9 protein-coding genes are annotated in these 16,485 nt (G+C 38.0%); 5 read left to right on the top strand and 4 right to left on the bottom strand.

Features of this window, described 5'->3' with window-relative positions; translation table 11 throughout:
- The first annotated feature begins 233 nt into the window (after positions 1 to 233).
- The 4 genes from ABXH06_RS08540 (at position 234) to ABXH06_RS08525 (ending at position 9,816) form a co-directional block, all read left to right on the top strand.
- Entirely contained in the window at positions 234 to 2,753 is a 2,520-nt protein-coding gene (locus tag ABXH06_RS08540; RefSeq protein WP_353517950.1) for a glycoside hydrolase family 31 protein, read from the top strand.
- 176 nt (positions 2,754 to 2,929) lie between these two features.
- Positions 2,930 to 5,587 carry an alpha-amylase family glycosyl hydrolase gene (locus ABXH06_RS08535; protein WP_353517949.1) on the top strand — a complete coding sequence of 886 codons (2,658 nt, stop codon included), beginning with the start codon at positions 2,930 to 2,932 and terminating at the stop codon, positions 5,585 to 5,587.
- 313 nt (positions 5,588 to 5,900) lie between these two features.
- Positions 5,901 to 8,066, top strand: coding sequence for an alpha-amylase family glycosyl hydrolase (locus ABXH06_RS08530; RefSeq protein WP_353517948.1), 2,166 nt, complete (start codon positions 5,901 to 5,903; stop codon positions 8,064 to 8,066).
- 385 nt (positions 8,067 to 8,451) lie between these two features.
- Entirely contained in the window at positions 8,452 to 9,816 is a 1,365-nt protein-coding gene (locus ABXH06_RS08525; protein ID WP_353517947.1) for a sensor histidine kinase, read from the top strand.
- 66 nt (positions 9,817 to 9,882) lie between these two features.
- Here ABXH06_RS08525 and ABXH06_RS08520 read toward each other — a convergent pair whose 3' ends face one another.
- A complete protein-coding gene (locus ABXH06_RS08520; RefSeq protein WP_353517946.1) occupies positions 9,883 to 10,275 on the bottom strand; it encodes an iron chaperone in 393 nt (130 codons plus the stop codon).
- 478 nt (positions 10,276 to 10,753) lie between these two features.
- Between ABXH06_RS08520 and polA the strand changes: the two genes are divergently transcribed.
- Positions 10,754 to 13,501: a DNA polymerase I gene (gene polA / locus ABXH06_RS08515; RefSeq protein WP_353517945.1), complete on the top strand. Its 2,748-nt coding sequence runs from the start codon at positions 10,754 to 10,756 to the stop codon at positions 13,499 to 13,501.
- Positions 13,502 to 13,774: 273 nt separating this feature from the next.
- Here the strand turns inward: polA and ABXH06_RS08510 are convergent, their stop codons facing one another.
- From ABXH06_RS08510 to ABXH06_RS08500, 3 genes are all read right to left on the bottom strand, one after another.
- The gene (locus tag ABXH06_RS08510) at positions 13,775 to 13,960 is read right to left on the bottom strand and encodes a type II toxin-antitoxin system antitoxin (RefSeq protein WP_432280232.1); all 186 of its coding nucleotides are present in this window, start codon (positions 13,958 to 13,960) and stop codon (positions 13,775 to 13,777) included.
- Positions 13,961 to 14,000: 40 nt separating this feature from the next.
- On the bottom strand, positions 14,001 to 14,867 hold the full coding sequence (locus ABXH06_RS08505; protein ID WP_311580909.1) for an SPFH domain-containing protein: 867 nt from the start codon (positions 14,865 to 14,867) through the stop codon (positions 14,001 to 14,003).
- 174 nt (positions 14,868 to 15,041) lie between these two features.
- Complete coding sequence (locus ABXH06_RS08500; protein WP_311580906.1) at positions 15,042 to 16,484, bottom strand: alanine/glycine:cation symporter family protein; 1,443 nt, start codon at positions 16,482 to 16,484, stop codon at positions 15,042 to 15,044.
- Between the last annotated feature and the right edge of the window lies 1 nt (position 16,485).

Below are 16,485 nucleotides of genomic sequence, written 5' to 3'. Positions count from 1 at the left end.
TATAAAGTCAATTAATTAGCAGATATCTTATTGATTTGGGAATGTTTATTACAAGTATCTGCATACGTATTCATGAAGTGGCAACCTTTATTTATGCGTGTTATCTGGGCATATTGAACGAATAATACATAAGTGATGGCGGGCTCCAAGCTCTATGCATTCGATAAAATGTCAGTGAGAATACGCCGTTATGATAACAGCATGAATACCATAATAACCGTTGGAAAAAGTCGATGATTCGAAAAATTAACATGACAGGCTTACTGTTAGCCATTTACCTTGTAAGTGGATTTTCAAAAGGACAAACGTTACCTAGTAACTTAAATAATCCTGTTGAAAACATGATGACTGCTTCTGATAAAGCGGTGGTTGATAAAGAACAACAACTAATAAAGGCGCCGTTAAAATCGCCTGCTGTGCGTAGTGGATTTACTCAATTAGTTGACTACCAACATCATGACAATAAACTCATGTTAACGACTGAGCAAGGAACGATTTCGCTTGAATTTGTCACCGAAAATAGCGTTTATGTTAACTATGTGTTGAATGATGCTCAGCCATTACCGAGTTATCTTCTCGACGAAAAGCACAACAAAAAAATTGTCACAACCCTAGAGAATAAAGAAAAGTCTTTAACATTAACCAGTGGCAGTGCAACGGTTGTCATTGATAAATCTCCTGTCAGGCTGTCATTTTTTCATCAGAATAAATTAATGTTAGCAGAAGAGCTTGGCTATTTTGAACAAGACACAACGCAAGGGTTTCGTTTTAAATTAAGACCAGAAGAAAAGCTCTTTGGTGGTGGTCAACGTGTGTTAGGTATGGATCGTAGAGGGCATAGATTACCCCTATATAATCAAGCGCATTATGGCTACCAAGACCATTCTGAACAAATGTATTTTGGTTTACCTGGCGTCATGTCTAGCGATAAATATATTTTAATGTTTGATAATAGTGCCAAAGCGTATCTTGATTTAGGCGCGAGTCAATCAGACATTTTACAATTTGATTCACAAGCAGGACGGTCGGCATACTTAGTTGCCATGTCAGATAGTTATCAATCGCTGATTAATCATTATACCCATGCAACCGGAAAGCAGCCGATGCCGCCTATTTGGGCACTGGGTAGCATGGCTTCACGTTTTGGTTACCGCAGTGAAGCACAAGCAAGAGAAGTGGTTGCTGAATATCAAAGGCAACAGATGCCCTTGGATGCGATAATTTTTGATTTATTTTGGTTTGGTGCCGATGTTAAAGGGCACATGGGAAACCTTGATTGGGACAGGACAACGTTTCCAACCGGCGAAAAAATGATTGAAGATTTTAAAGCGATTGGGATCAATACCATACTGATAAGTGAACCTTTTATTCTTACTACTTCTAAGAATTGGCAATCTGGTGCTGAAAACCAAGCGTTTGCTATCGACAAAGCAGGTAAACCGGTGACCTTTGATTTTTATTTCGGTAATACCTCGTTAGTTGATGTTTTTTCAAAGAATGGACAAAGTTGGTTTTGGTCATTCTATCAAAAGCAATTAGATTGGGGCGTGGCAGGTTTTTGGGGCGATCTTGGTGAGCCTGAAGTACACCCACAACACGCTATTCATCAATTAAGCGAAACAGGACAACATGCTTATGCAGATGAAGTGCATAATGTCTATGGCCATCAATGGGCGAAAACGCTTTTCACTGGTTTTCGTGAAGCGAGTCCCCAACAACGACCGTTTATTATGATGCGTTCGGGCTTTGCAGGCAGTCAGCGTTACGGCATGATCCCATGGACGGGTGATGTCAGTAAAACATGGCAAGCCCTGAGTGCTCAGGTCGAATTATCATTGCAAATGGGGCTGTTAGGATTAGGTTATACTCATTCCGACTTAGGGGGCTTTGTCGAATCAGAAAAATTTGATGAAGAGTTGTACGTGCGTTGGTTACAATTTGGCGCATTTCAACCGGTGTTTCGACCACATTCACAAGATGCAACCCTACCTGAGCCCGTTTTTCATGGTGAAGAAGTAAGTCAATTGATCAAAACGGCGCTAAGCTGGCGTTATCAGTTATTGCCATACAACTACAGCATTGCGTATCAAAATCACACTCAAGGCACACCTTTGATGCGACCACGTTTTTTTATCGATGATGCGAATGATGATAACTTTTTAGATACGGATGCTTATCTTTGGGGACCCAATCTTTTGGTTGTTCCGGTAACAGAGCCTGGTATTAAGCAACTAGAATATACTTTCCCGAAAGGCGTGTGGTTTGATTATTGGCAGGATCGAAAATACTCGGCGGGTAAACAGGTGTTACCGGTAAATAAAGAAACAATTCCGGTATTTGTGAAAGCGGGGGCTATTATTCCTCATGCTCCTAATATGTTAAATACCCAAGCATATACAGGCAATGAATTGGTCATTCATTATTGGTTTGACGCCAGTGCGCCACAATCTAGTTTTCAACTTTATCAGGATGACGGCCTCAGTACTCAATATTTACAAGGTGATTTTAAGCAAATTAATTTCACAGCTGCGTTAAATCAAGAGCAAGTGAATTTTGATATCAATATCGAGAATGGTGAAGTAAAACTTAAAGAAAACAAACAATTAAAAATAGTTGTTCATAATGCCTCACATTTAGAAAACGCTTATCAAGGGAAAAAACAGTTAACTAGTGTTTATGACAGCAAGTTAAATACATTAACACTCGATGTCACCTTTACCGGAACTGATATTGGACTAACTTTTAAACCGTGAAAGCCGTTTGTGCCATAAGTGTGATTTTTCAGTCGGGACAGTGCATTTGTCATGTGAAAGTAGATTGCGAAAGGCACAGGCAATATTGCATTAATCGGTAAAGAAAAATTTAACAATCAATGGTTCAAAAAAGTGTCGATTTTTTTGAGTCAACAATCTTTAATGGACCCTAAACGATGCTATTGAATAAAAAGATTATCGCAACCGTAGCGGCGACTACTTTACTGTTTGCATGTAATGAAGCCAAACAAAGTGATAAAAATATACTGTCGAAAACGACAGTGAATCAAAAGGTTACTAGTGATAAGTCAACATCCGCTGAACTAGGACCGCTCCATGTGGCATCGCCAAAATGGCAAGATCAAATCATCTATTTTTTAATGATTGATCGCTTTAATGATGGCAATTTACATAATAGTGATCAGGGCGTTGGCGTTTATGAACGCGGAGCAAAAGACAAGTATAATGGCGGAGATTTACAAGGGGTTATCGATAAACTAGATTATATCAAACAGCTTGGAGCTACAGCTGTTTGGACAACGCCTCAAGTTGCCAATCAATGGTGGGACCCTGTTGCCGAATTTTGGGGATATCACGGCTATTGGGCAAGAGATTTTAAGTCCGTTGATGAGCATTACGGTAAACTTGAAGATTACCAACAATTAGCCAAATCACTTCATGCTAAAAACATGTATTTAATTCAAGATATTGTTGTCAATCATACCGGCAACTTCTTTTATTATGATGGTGATTATGATGAGCAGAATGTTAAACAGAATTTCAAAATAAATACCGGTTCAATTCCAAGCGTTTCAGCCAGTCAATTTCCTTTTACTCAACATGACGTTAACAAAGTGGAGCATCAACAAGCGAATATTTTTAACTGGACTCCTTCAATACTCGATATCACGGTACATAAACAAGAGACAACCTATCAAACCTCGGGTCTTGATGATATGAATACCAAAAATCCCGTGGTGAGAAATGCCTTAAAAGACTCTTTTGGCTATTGGATTAAAGAAGCTGGCGTCGATGCATTTCGTATTGATACGGCAAAATACGTCGAAAAAGAATTTTATGAAGATTTTCTTCATGGCGATGATGGCATTGTGACAACGGCTAAATCAACGGGTAGAAACGATTTTTTTACCTTCGGTGAAATTTTTGAAATGTCACAACCCTTTACAGATCGTGCGGAAAAGAAAATCACCGATTATTTAGGCACAGATGAGAACCCTCGTATTGACGCGCCGTTAAGTTTTCCACTTTATAATGAAATTAAGCAAGTGTTTGCCGGCGGGCGTCCAACTTCATATTTGTCATATCGCGTTGATGCGGCGATGAAATGGTATAAAGACCCCTTTAGAGCGGTAAATTTTATTGATAACCACGATGTTGAACGTTTTTTAGCGAATGGTACGTTAAGTGGTTTCAAGCAAGCGTATGCCTTTATGATGTCGATTCCGGGCATTCCAGTTATTTATCAAGGGGATGAGCAAGCGCATCTTTTAAGCCGCCAAGCGATGTTTGCTGGTGGGTATGGCTCTGAGCAAGATCAATTTAATCAAGCGTCTGATATGTTTCGTTTTATTCAAACGCTGACAAAAATTAGAACTCAACATAAAGTGTTTAGTCGCGGTAGTATTGAATTTATTCAAGAAAATGCATCAGGGCCAGGAATACTAGCCTACAAGCGCGAATATAACGGTAAAACAGCCTATGTTATTTTAAATAGTGCCGAGCAAACCGCGTTGTTAAGCCGCTTGCCAACCAGTTTTGATGAGGATAATCAACCGACTATTTTACTGGCTGAGAATATTGATAAAACTTTGCCTTTTGCCGAAGACGGTACATTGACTATGGAAATGCCAGCGCGTTCTATTTTAGTGCTTATTGGCAATAGTCGAGCTAGTCAACCATCTAAGTCAATGACACAAGAGATTAGCGTTGCCCCAATACCTGCGGAGTTTAACAATGTAACGTCTGCGATAATCCAAGGTATGACGACGGCGCCGCATGCCGAATTAATCAAAATTATCGATGGTAATATTGAACAGGCAGAAAAATTTTCGTCCGATGCTCAAGGAAAATGGCGTACCAATTTACCTTTAGATGGCTTAGGCAATCATCAACATGCCGTAGAAATTTTTTGGCCGGAAAAAAATTATGTAACGAACAAATTTACTTACTCGATGAATTCGACCATTGTTTCTGGCATGGCTGCTGTCGATGACCTTATTGGCGATGATAAAGGGCCAGCAGATCAATATATAAAACCTGGTTATCAAGCCGATAACTGCTATTTAGACATAGATTCAGTTCAAGCGAGAACCGGCGGTAATATTCTAGAATTAACGATTAAAATGTGCGATATCTCAAATGCTTGGGCACCACCCAATGGTTTCGATCACTTAGCGCTAACCATTTATTTTAATGATAAAAAGGCCTCAGGGCTCAAAGCTCTGCCTTTGTTAAATAGCGCAATGCCTCAACAAGGCACATGGAATGTTGCTCATTCAGCCTTTGGTTGGGGAAACTATGTTTTTGCAACAGATGGTGCTTCTTCAACTCAAGAAGGTACTATTTTAAATTACACACCCATCATAACAGTAAACCATCAATCCAAAGAAATTAAGATGATTTATCACGCTGATAAACTAGGTATAGATGACTGGTTAGCGGTTGATTTGTATTTAACCACTTGGGATAAAGACGAAGGGGGAGATTATCGTTTGATCAATGAGACACCGTCGAAATGGCACTTTAGCGATAGTGCGCAGAATTCTCCAAAAATTGCCGATGATGCTTTTATGACCATTTTGCGCCAGAATTAACCGATACTGCTAATGATGACATAAAAGGTTGTTTTCTTTTCGAACAGTTGTCGTGTCAATTTCGTACTGGTTCAACCTGTTTGACTAGACCGATAACGATCAGTTGATGAATACGTATGCAGTCTTTTTGCATACGTATTCACTTTGTGAAGTTTAACTGCCAGTGAAATAGTGAAGACTAGCTAAAATAGTTTAATTGCAAAGTTAGAATGAATTTTTTAGTGAAAACATGAGGTTATCTTTTTTGGTAGTTACCTCTATTAAAGATTAATAATTGATAAAAAATAAAACTTAATAGAAAGGTGAAAATAATATGAAACGAGTATTGATGTTGCTTGCAGCAAGTTCGACACTTGCATTTCAAGCGAATGCCGATTGGTTTATCCGCGGCACGCATAATAGCTGGGCAGCTGATCAAATGGCTGATATCAGTAATAACACAATGTTAGCTGATGACGTAGAGTTTACTTCAGCTGGGGAGATAAAATTTGATCGTTTTGGTGACTGGAGTGAAAACTACGGTACGGGTGGTCAAGGTGGCGGTAATATTTCAGTCTCAGCGGGAACTTGGGATATTGAATTTTATACAGATACGAAAGGTTGGGCTATTTTACCTTCATCAACACATGGCGGGTCGACAGGTGGTGGAACAGGTTATCATTTGCGTGGCACCCCGAATGGTTGGGCCGAAGGCACATTGTTAACACAAGTGGGAACAACTTCAGATTATGAAATCTGTATTGAATTTAACGGTGGTGATGCTTCTGGTGGGCCAAGATTTAAGATAGATAAAAATGGTGGCTGGGGAAGCGATGCTTTTCCTTCAGCAGATGTTTCTGTCGCCCAAGGCTTTGCCCATATTGTCGTTGATAGTAGCAATGACTCGATAAAGTCAGTATCTGACGGTTTAGGGGCAAATTGTTCTCCTGTCACCGCAACAAATGATTTTCGTAATCGTACCATGTACTTTGTTTTCCTAGATCGATTCGCTAATGGTGATACGAGCAATGATAATGGTAATAATGCCAGCGCGACATCGAGCGTTGGTGGTAGCGGTAATTTAGATGAATGGAAAAAATACTGGGGTGGAGATATTCAAGGGCTTATCGATAAACTTGATTACCTTCAAAACTTAGGGATTACGGCTATTTGGGTGACCCCTTTAAATGATAATGTTGATAACTCTGGCACTGCTGGTGCTTATCATGGTTATTGGGGGCGCGACTTTTATGAAGTGGATGAGCACTTAGGGAGTTGGGCGTTAGTTGATCAATTAGATGCAGAGATGGAAGCGCGTGGTATGAAGCTTGTGCTTGATTTTGCTCCGAACCATAGTAGTCAAAATGATAAATATGAATATGGTGCTGTGTATAAAGAAGGTGTCTTTCAAGCGGATGAAGCAAATTCAACTTGGTTTCATCAAAATGGCGCAATTGCTGACTGTTACGATTCAGACCCTAGTACAACCTGTGGTAATGAATGGTCAGACCCATGGGCGTATCGTAATAAAACCTTGTTTAATTTAACCGACTTTAATCACGGCGTTAATAGTAATTCGGTTTCTGATACTTACCTGATTGAAGCGGCGAAAAAATGGTTAGCACACGGTGTTGATGCGTTTAGAATTGATGCAATAAAACATATTGAACCTAATTTTATTAATCGCTTTACTGCTGAAATGAGAGCCGTAAACCCCGATGTTTATATTTTTGGTGAATGGATGGATGCCGGCGCGTCAGATGCTAATTCAATGGCTTTTTTAAGTGAAGGTAGAGGGTCTGAATTATTAGATTTCAACCTACGGGATAATATTGAAAATGTTATTGCTGATAATATTTCAATGATTGATCTTAATGCTCATATTGAAAGCCGTGCAGGTGCTATGGGTAATCGTGAAGATTGGCAGCCAATTTTCCTTGATAACCATGACGCCACACGTACCAGTGTTTACTTACAAACAAACGGTGTTGTCAATAAAGGGCGACAAGGTAAAGGTTTTGCAAAAGCATTTGCGGAAGCAAGACAAAATCTAGGTATGGCCTTAGTGATGACGTTACCAGGTATTCCAACAATTTATTATGGTACCGAGCAAAACTCGACATGGTTCACTGCAAATGGTGATGGTGAAGTCGGTCATGACCCTTATAACCGAGAGCAAATGCCGTCTTTTTCTGAAACATCTGCTGCTTTTACTATGATAAAATCATTGGCTGATTTACGAATTTCAAGTGCCGCCATTGCCACAGGTAGCTACCAACAAAAATGGTTGAATGCTGATATTTTAGTGTTTGAACGAAAAGAAGGGACAGACACCGTAGTTGTTGCAATGAACAAAGGTGCTGCAGCAACTATTTCGGTTTCATCACTAGGTCTTGCCGACGGTACTTATACGAGTCTAACCGGCGGTGATGTAGTATCGGTTACTGGAGGTCAAGCGTCATTGAGCTTAGATCAAAATGAAGTGATTGTACTGCACTAGTATTGTTCTTACTTCTTAAAAAAAGTAAGGATTTCACGATGAGTTTTAGTCATTAAAGCTCATTTGATAAAATAAATAGGCGTTTTGTCAAACAGTTGGCATAACGCTTATTATTCATAATCAACCCTACCATTATTCTTAACTCTTCGTTCAGGATGTTATTAGGAAATTTAAACCTATTGATTCTCTTTATGAATCTACCTATCTTGCATCTATAGATAAACTGCATACAAAATCACGGAAAATGCCTTTCTTCCATGTGAAATTAGGCTTTTTACCTAGCCAATTAAATGACTTTTAGCTAAATTATAAATAAGCACTATAGTTAATATCGTGCCTATTCAATGGGATATTTAGGCTTTTTATTAGCTTAAAGGAGATTTTCTTGACGACAGAAGCGAATAAATTAAATCCTGAATTGTTCAGAAAGAAACGTATTATACAAGTCACTTGGTTAACCCAATCTGCAACAATTTTAGCTGCTCTTTTTCCACTGATGTACAAAGATTGGTTTAATTTAACCCTACTGTTTATATTTCTGATCTGCCTTTCTATTGGTCGATATCTGGTAAAAAAAGATCTAGTTCAATATGGCTCCAATTTAGTCAATTTATCGATAACCATCTTAATTTTAACACTTTGTGTTTTTAATCAGGGCATTAGAGACGAGGCATTATTAGTTTTTCCGGCATTAATTAGTTTTGCGGTACTAACCGGGACCGATAAATTTTTATGGACTATTTATGCGTTAATCGCATGTAGTGTAATGTTAATGGGTTTAGTAAATGAGCTTGAGCTTTATAAACATATCGTCATTGGGACAGGTATAGAATCAGCGATTATGATCGTTATTATCTTATCGGTAGTTACTTACAGTATAAAATTGTTAGGCTCAGATCTCACTTCGGCAAATAAAAAATTATTAGAATATCAGAATGAATTAGAACAAAGAGTCGTTAATAGAACGCAACAACTGCAAGAATCAATTAATAGCCTAACAGAGGCAAAAACCGAATTAGTAGAAGCTGAAAAAATGGTCTCGCTTGGTAGGTTAGTTGCTGGTGTGGCACATGAAATTAATACGCCTTTAGGTATTGCCATAACGGCATCTTCATTAATTCAGGACAGTACAATAGAATTAAAATCAACCTTAGATAAAAATACTGTCACTAAATCTGGCTTATCAACTTATGTACAGGAAATCGAACAAAGTATTGATATGGTGCAGGGCAATTTAAAAAGAGCGGCAACTTTAATTGCTGATTTTAAACAGGCGGCAGTGATACAAAGTGATGAACGAGTCAAAACATTTAATTTATTTGAAATATTGCAAACTATTGTAGCGCACAATAAAACGCTGCATAAAAAAGTCACTGCGGATATTTTTGGTGATAAAGCTATTTTTATCACTCATGACCCTGATGCGATAACCCGTATTTTTACTAACTTATATAGCAACTCATGTATTCATGGCTTTGCGGGTATGGAAGAAGGTCATATCGATATTGAAATAGCACAAGCGGGTGAACAGGTTTCTATTATTTATTCGGATAATGGTAAAGGGATTAAAGCAGATAATGTTGAGCATATTTTTGAACCATTTTTAACCACTAAACGTGGTAAAGGGGGCACAGGATTAGGCATGCATATAGTTTATAATTTAGTCACTCAATCATTAAAAGGGCAGATCCAATATAACCCAAATTATTGTGCTGGCGCTTGCTTTGAAATTACCTTTAAACTTGCCTAAAAGAGAATATTTTCATAAACCTAGCTGAAACTTAAACCGTTTGTCACGGGATTAAATTCCAACTGTTTATTTTAGACTTTTTGTTAACGCACTAGTAATGACCGAGTCTAAATCATTCAGTTCAAACGTGTCGTTATCTTTAATATTAATACAACCTTTGCCTGTTTTTATCTTTGGATACTGATGTTGAAATTCAGCTAAATGCTGTGCATTGCACGTATAAATTGATAAGTAATTTTTTTGGTTAGCTAAAGCGATCCAATGATCACCCAATGTAAAAGTTGGCATTTTGTATTTCATTGATGGCTCTGCATCAGGAAATAATTTCATGATTAAAGAATAGATGGCATTAAAGCGCGCCATTCTTTGTTCTGGTATATTTTTTAGGTAAGTCGATAAGTCCATACAAATTCTCGATTGATGAAACGGTTTCAATATCGTCAGTAATATATTCGCCATAAATTAATTATTAATAATAGTCTTTTTTTAAAATAATTATCCAACTAAAGTAAGCGCTGTCAGGCACCCTTTCTCACTTATATTTTTTTGTTATTTGCATGTGTCATATTTCTTTAAAAATAATTTAATAATAGACTGGTAATGACAGAAAATTCTGGTAATCTCTTATTCCCTTAGTGAGGATGGTTGGTCTCTTTTTGAGCAATCAATAAGAGATAAAAAATACTTATCCACATTTATAAAATAATAATAATAATATAGATAAAAGGATTTTTTCTTACCTTTTTCCATATAAAACAAAAGCTTAACCATATTTGACCCATTTTGATACTTCATCTCTATGGAATCTTATGCTGCTTTTCAACAAAGTTATCCACATTTTCACTCATTTTTTTCATACATTAATGGTTAATTGCTAGAGAGTATTCAGGCTTTATGGCATGCTTAGCCAAATTTCTTACTAGCGATACAAATCATCATGTCCAAATCTTCATTATCTCCGCTCATTTTAGTTGATGGTTCTTCTTATTTATTTCGTGCCTATCATGTGCCTTATTTGCAAGCGTTATCAACCAAAGATGGTCAATCTACAGGAGCAATTACTGGCGTATTAAATATGCTCAATAGCCTGAAAAAAGATTACCCCAATGGTAACGTTGTCGTGATATTCGATGCGAAAGGTAAAACGTTTAGAAATGATATGTATCCTGAATATAAAGCCAATCGTCCTCCAATGCCTGATGATTTACGCACACAAATAGCACCGATTCATGAAATAGTTGAAGCAATGGGGTTACCTTTACTCGTTATTGAGGGAGTGGAAGCGGATGATGTTATCGGTACATTAGCAGCGCAAGCCACTAAAGCAGGTATTGAAACAGTTATTTCAACCGGCGATAAAGATATGGCTCAGTTAGTAAATGAGCATGTCACGCTTTATAACACGATGACGAATGTAAAAATGGACCAAGCTGGCGTCTTAGAAAAATTTGGGGTACGTGCTGATCAAATTATTGACTATCTTGCTTTGATGGGCGACAAAGTCGATAACATACCCGGTGTAAATAAGTGTGGCCCTAAAACGGCTGTTAAATGGTTAACTGAACATGAAACTCTGGCCAATGTCATCGCAAATGCCGATAGCGTAAAAGGAAAAATTGGTGAAAACCTTCGAGAAGCATTAGAGTTTTTACCTCTATCTTATGAATTAGCAACTATTAAATTAGACGTAGAACTTGATAAATCTGTTGAGCAACTGCAACCGACAGAGCCAAATGTCGCGAAATTAACCGAGCTTTACACTAAATTTGAATTACGTCGTTTATTGGCGGATTTAACAAAAGGTTCTAATAGTGAAGCGACGACAATTATTAGCGAAGAGGAGAATGAAGAAGAGTCAGTGCCTGCAGAGGTTATTGAAACTAAGTATGACATTATTCTCAATAAAGAAGACTTTGCTAGCTGGTTAGCTAAATTAACCGCAGCGGATCTTTTTGCTTTTGATACCGAAACCACCAGCGTTGATTATATGAAGGCCGAGTTAGTTGGCTTATCATTTTCTGTGGAAGTTGGTAAAGCAGCGTATGTCCCCGTTGCACATGACTATATCGACGCGCCAGATCAGTTAGATAGAGACTGGGTTATTGCCCAACTTAAACCATTACTTGAAGATAGTGATCGTCAAAAAGTAGGTCAAAATTTAAAGTATGACGCGAATGTGCTTTCTCATTACGGTGTACAAATGCAAGGTATTAAATTTGATACTATGATCGAATCATACTGTTTAAATAGCGTTGCCACGCGCCATAATATGGATGCCTTAGCTGAAAAATATTTGGGTTATAAAACCGTTCATTTTGAAGACATTGCCGGAAAAGGCGCTAAACAGTTAACTTTCAATCAAATTGACATTGAAAAAGCGGGCCATTATGCCGCCGAAGATGCCGATATAACTTTGCGTTTACATCAAGCTATTTATCCTAAACTTGAGAAAAGCAACACACAACTTAGCGTTTTTAATGAAATAGAAATGCCGTTAGTGCCAGTGCTTGCACGGATGGAGCAACATGGCGTGTTGATTGATAGTGATTTATTGAACGAACAGAGCCACTCGATCGGCATGAGGTTACAAGAATTAGAAGTTGAAGCACATAATATTGCGGGTCAAACATTTAACTTATCGTCACCAAAACAATTGCAGAAAATATTGTTTGAAGAGTTAAAAATTCCGGTCATTAAAAAAACGCCTAAAGGAGCCCCTTCTACAGCAGAAGAAGTGTTACAAGAGTTAGCACTAGATTATCCTTTACCCAAAGTCATTTTAGAAAATCGTGGTTTAAGTAAATTAAAATCGACTTATACGGACAAATTGCCGTTACTGGTTAGTAATACAGGACGTGTGCATACATCGTATCAACAAGCAGTTGCTGCAACAGGGCGTTTATCTTCAACCGATCCAAACTTACAAAATATCCCAATTCGTAGCGAAGAAGGGCGTAAAATTCGTCTTGCTTTTATTGCACCAAAAGATCATAAAATTGTCGCGATAGATTATTCTCAAATAGAGCTGCGAATCATGGCGCATTTATCAGATGACCCAGGATTAGTGTCGGCATTTTCAGACGGTCGAGATGTACATAAAGCGACGGCGGCAGAAATTTTTGGTGTAGATTTAGCTGATGTTACTGCCGATCAACGCCGCAGTGCGAAAGCGGTTAACTTTGGTTTAATTTATGGCATGTCAGCTTTTGGTTTAGCGAAGCAATTAGATATTCCTCGCCATCGTGCCCAAGAATATATGGATAAATACTTCGAGCGTTACCCCAATGTGCTCGCTTATATGGAAGACACTCGTCAACAAGCAACAGAGCAGGGTTATGTTGAAACTTTATTCGGACGCCGACTGTATTTACCGGAAATAAAATCGAAAAATGCTATGCGTAGAAAAGGTGCTGAACGAGCTGCTATCAATGCTCCTATGCAAGGTACAGCTGCTGATATCATAAAGAAAGCGATGTTAGCGGTTGATGAATGGATTGAAGCGCAAAATGATGACCGTATTAAAATGACCATGCAAGTGCATGATGAGTTAATTTTTGAAATTCATCAGGATATTGTTGCAGAAACCACCGCTAAATTAGTCGAAATTATGAATGCTGCTGTTGAACTAAAAGTACCATTAATCGCCGAAGCTGGTGAAGGAGATAACTGGGAGCAAGCACATTAAGCCATTTAATATTTTGAATGTTTTATTACATATTGTGTAATTTTATTACAAAAAGTGCTTTACAAAGAATATAGAGTTAATCTATACTTTGTTTCGTTCCTTAACGGACGCTTGTTGTAATAATTTGTATATTCTAGCTTCCTCATAGCTAACAAGCCGATAACAGTGTTATCGGCTTTTTTTATGCCAAAAATATGTATATAACAATATGAGTTAAGCGCCAAATATGTAACATAATTTCATTTATGAAATTGAATATCTATATGTGCTGTTTTATTCATCAACAGGATCAATAATTGGTTCAATCGGGCGAGGTTTACTTCGCCCCGCTTTTCTTAGTGCATCGCGTAATACATATTCAATTTGAGCATTTAAACTACGTAACTCATCATCAGACCATTGTTGCATGGCATTAAGAATTTCTTCATTAATTCTCAGCGGATAAGCTTTTTTAGCCACGATTACCTCTGTTCTAAATTAAAATTAAGGATGAATGTCATTAATACAAAGTACCCGTATTAACGATAGGTTGTGCAGCTTCATCACTACACAAGACCACCAATAAATTACTGACCATGGCAGCTTTGCGTTCAGCATCAAGCTCAACAATCTCACGCTCTTCTAATTTATGAAGCGCCATTTCAACCATACCTACAGCACCTTCTACTATGGTTCTTCTTGCTGATATTATTGCCATTGCTTGCTGGCGACGTAACATGGCATTAGCGATTTCGGGGGCGTAAGCTAAATGACTGATCCTTGATTCAATGACGCGCACACCTGCTTTTTCTAGTCGTTCTTGTACTTCGGTTTTTAATGCATTGGATATTTCATTCGGATTACTGCGCAATGAAATGTCTTCATCTTCATGATGATCGTATGCATAACTTGTCGCAAGGTTTCTTAGAGCAGACTCACTTTGAATGGATACAAAATCTTCATAGTCATCAACTTGAAAAACTGCTTCGGCAGTATCAATGACTTCCCAAACAATAACTGCGGCAATTTCAATAGGGTTACCATTTTTATCATTGACTTTAAGCTTACCACTTTCAAAGTTTCTTACTCTCATTGAAACGCGGGCTTTTGTATAAAAAGGGTTAGCCCATCGAAGGCCAGAGCTGTGTACTGTGCCTGAATATTTTCCAAATAACTGAAGTACTCTCGCTTCTTTTGGATTCACCATAAAAAAGCCAAACCAACAAATAAACACTAATATTGCCGCGATAAACCCTACAATAGCTTGGCCTGCTGATTGATTCATTAAACCATTAATCGCAATGGCAATGGTGCCTATTTGTAATGCCAGTAAAACAAAGATGAACATAATTCCATTCGGTGCTTTTATTTCTTTTTCTGTGATCATGTTATTCTCCATGAATGTTTAAACAAGATGATATCATTATGATATCACTTTGAGTGTTTGGCAAATATTTATCTGAGGATCTTTGTAACAACAAGTAACATCAATGCCATAACTGGTAATGACGTTGAAAGTAAGGTTAAATTATTAGGTGATTACGCGCTTTTGTAGATGGGATTATGGGCGATATTTTAGGTTATAGCTGAAAAGTTCTTTTTTCATCATAGGCGCCATCATATATAAACCAATAATATTGGCGATCGCCATGGAGAAAAACATTGAATCAGAAATGGCAATGACAGAATTCAAACTAATCGATGCGCCAATGATGGTACAGGTACAAAAAATACATTTATATAATAGGTCTAAATATTTATTGGTCCCCATAATATATTGCCAAGCAATTGACCCGTAATATGCCCATGAAATCATTGTTGAAATGGCAAAAAGTAACACGGCTATACTTAATAGATAAGGAAACCACCAAATTACACTGGCGAACGCTCTAGATGTTAACGCTACGCCATCAACCCCTTCAACCGAAGTGTATGCGCCAGTAATAACAATCACTAAAGCAGTAATAGTGCAAATAACGACGGTATCAATAAACGGTTCGAGCAGCGCGACATAACCTTCTCTAATCGGTTCATTGGTTCTGGCGGCGGCATGAGCAATAGCGGCAGCTCCAACACCAGCTTCGCTAGAAAACGTGGCCCGCTTAAAGCCTTGTATCATGACGCCTATTATCCCCCCAACCACACCTTGTGGATGAAAGGCTTCTGTGAAAATTAAATAAAAAGCGGAGGGGACTTTTTCTATGTGATAACAAATGATAAAGAGGGCAGAGACTAAATAAATTGTCGCCATTAACGGGACAATTTTCGAGGTAACTTTAGCAATGTTTTTGATCCCGCCAATAATAACAACGGCGATAATCGAGGCAAGTATTAAACCAAATAACCAGCCTTTGTTTTGCCAAAAACTGCTGTCTTGGGCAAAGGCAATCATAAATTGGCTATAAGCTTGATTAGCCTGGAGCATATTACTGCCGCACAATGATGCAGTCATGCAGCAAATAGCAAAAAAGATCGCCAAACCTTTGCCAAGTTTTTTATGTCCTAAATCCGATAATCCTTCACTTAAATAATACATTGGGCCACCGCGAACGATACCATTCGCATCGATTTGACGATACTTTACCCCTAAAGCACATTCTAAAAATTTAGCTGACATGCCCATTAAACCAGCTAACATCATCCAAAAAGTCGCACCGGGTCCACCAATAGAGATTGCGATGGCAACGCCAGCTATATTACCTAAACCAACGGTACCTGAAAGTGCCGTGGTGAGAGCTTGAAAATGACTAACTTCACCTTTATCGCTTGGTGAAGAGTAATCACCTTTAATTATTTTAACGCTATGCTTTAACCCAGTAAAATTAAGGAATCCGAAATAACAGGTAAAACTAATCGCGGCGATGATTAACCAGAGAACAATCAATGGAATATCGATTGAGTTAATTGATATCGAGTAGAAAATGATTTGAGTAAAGAGTTCAGCAACCGGCGCTAATAACGTATCAATTTGTTGATCTACGGTGAAAGTAGTTGCTGTACTCATT

The sequence above is a fragment of the Thalassotalea sp. SU-HH00458 genome (assembly GCF_040362795.1).
Classification (GTDB): Bacteria; Pseudomonadota; Gammaproteobacteria; order Enterobacterales; family Alteromonadaceae; genus Thalassotalea_H; species Thalassotalea_H castellviae.
Note: the sequence above shows the minus strand (reverse complement) of the source record. Positions and strands in the feature narration are given on the sequence as shown.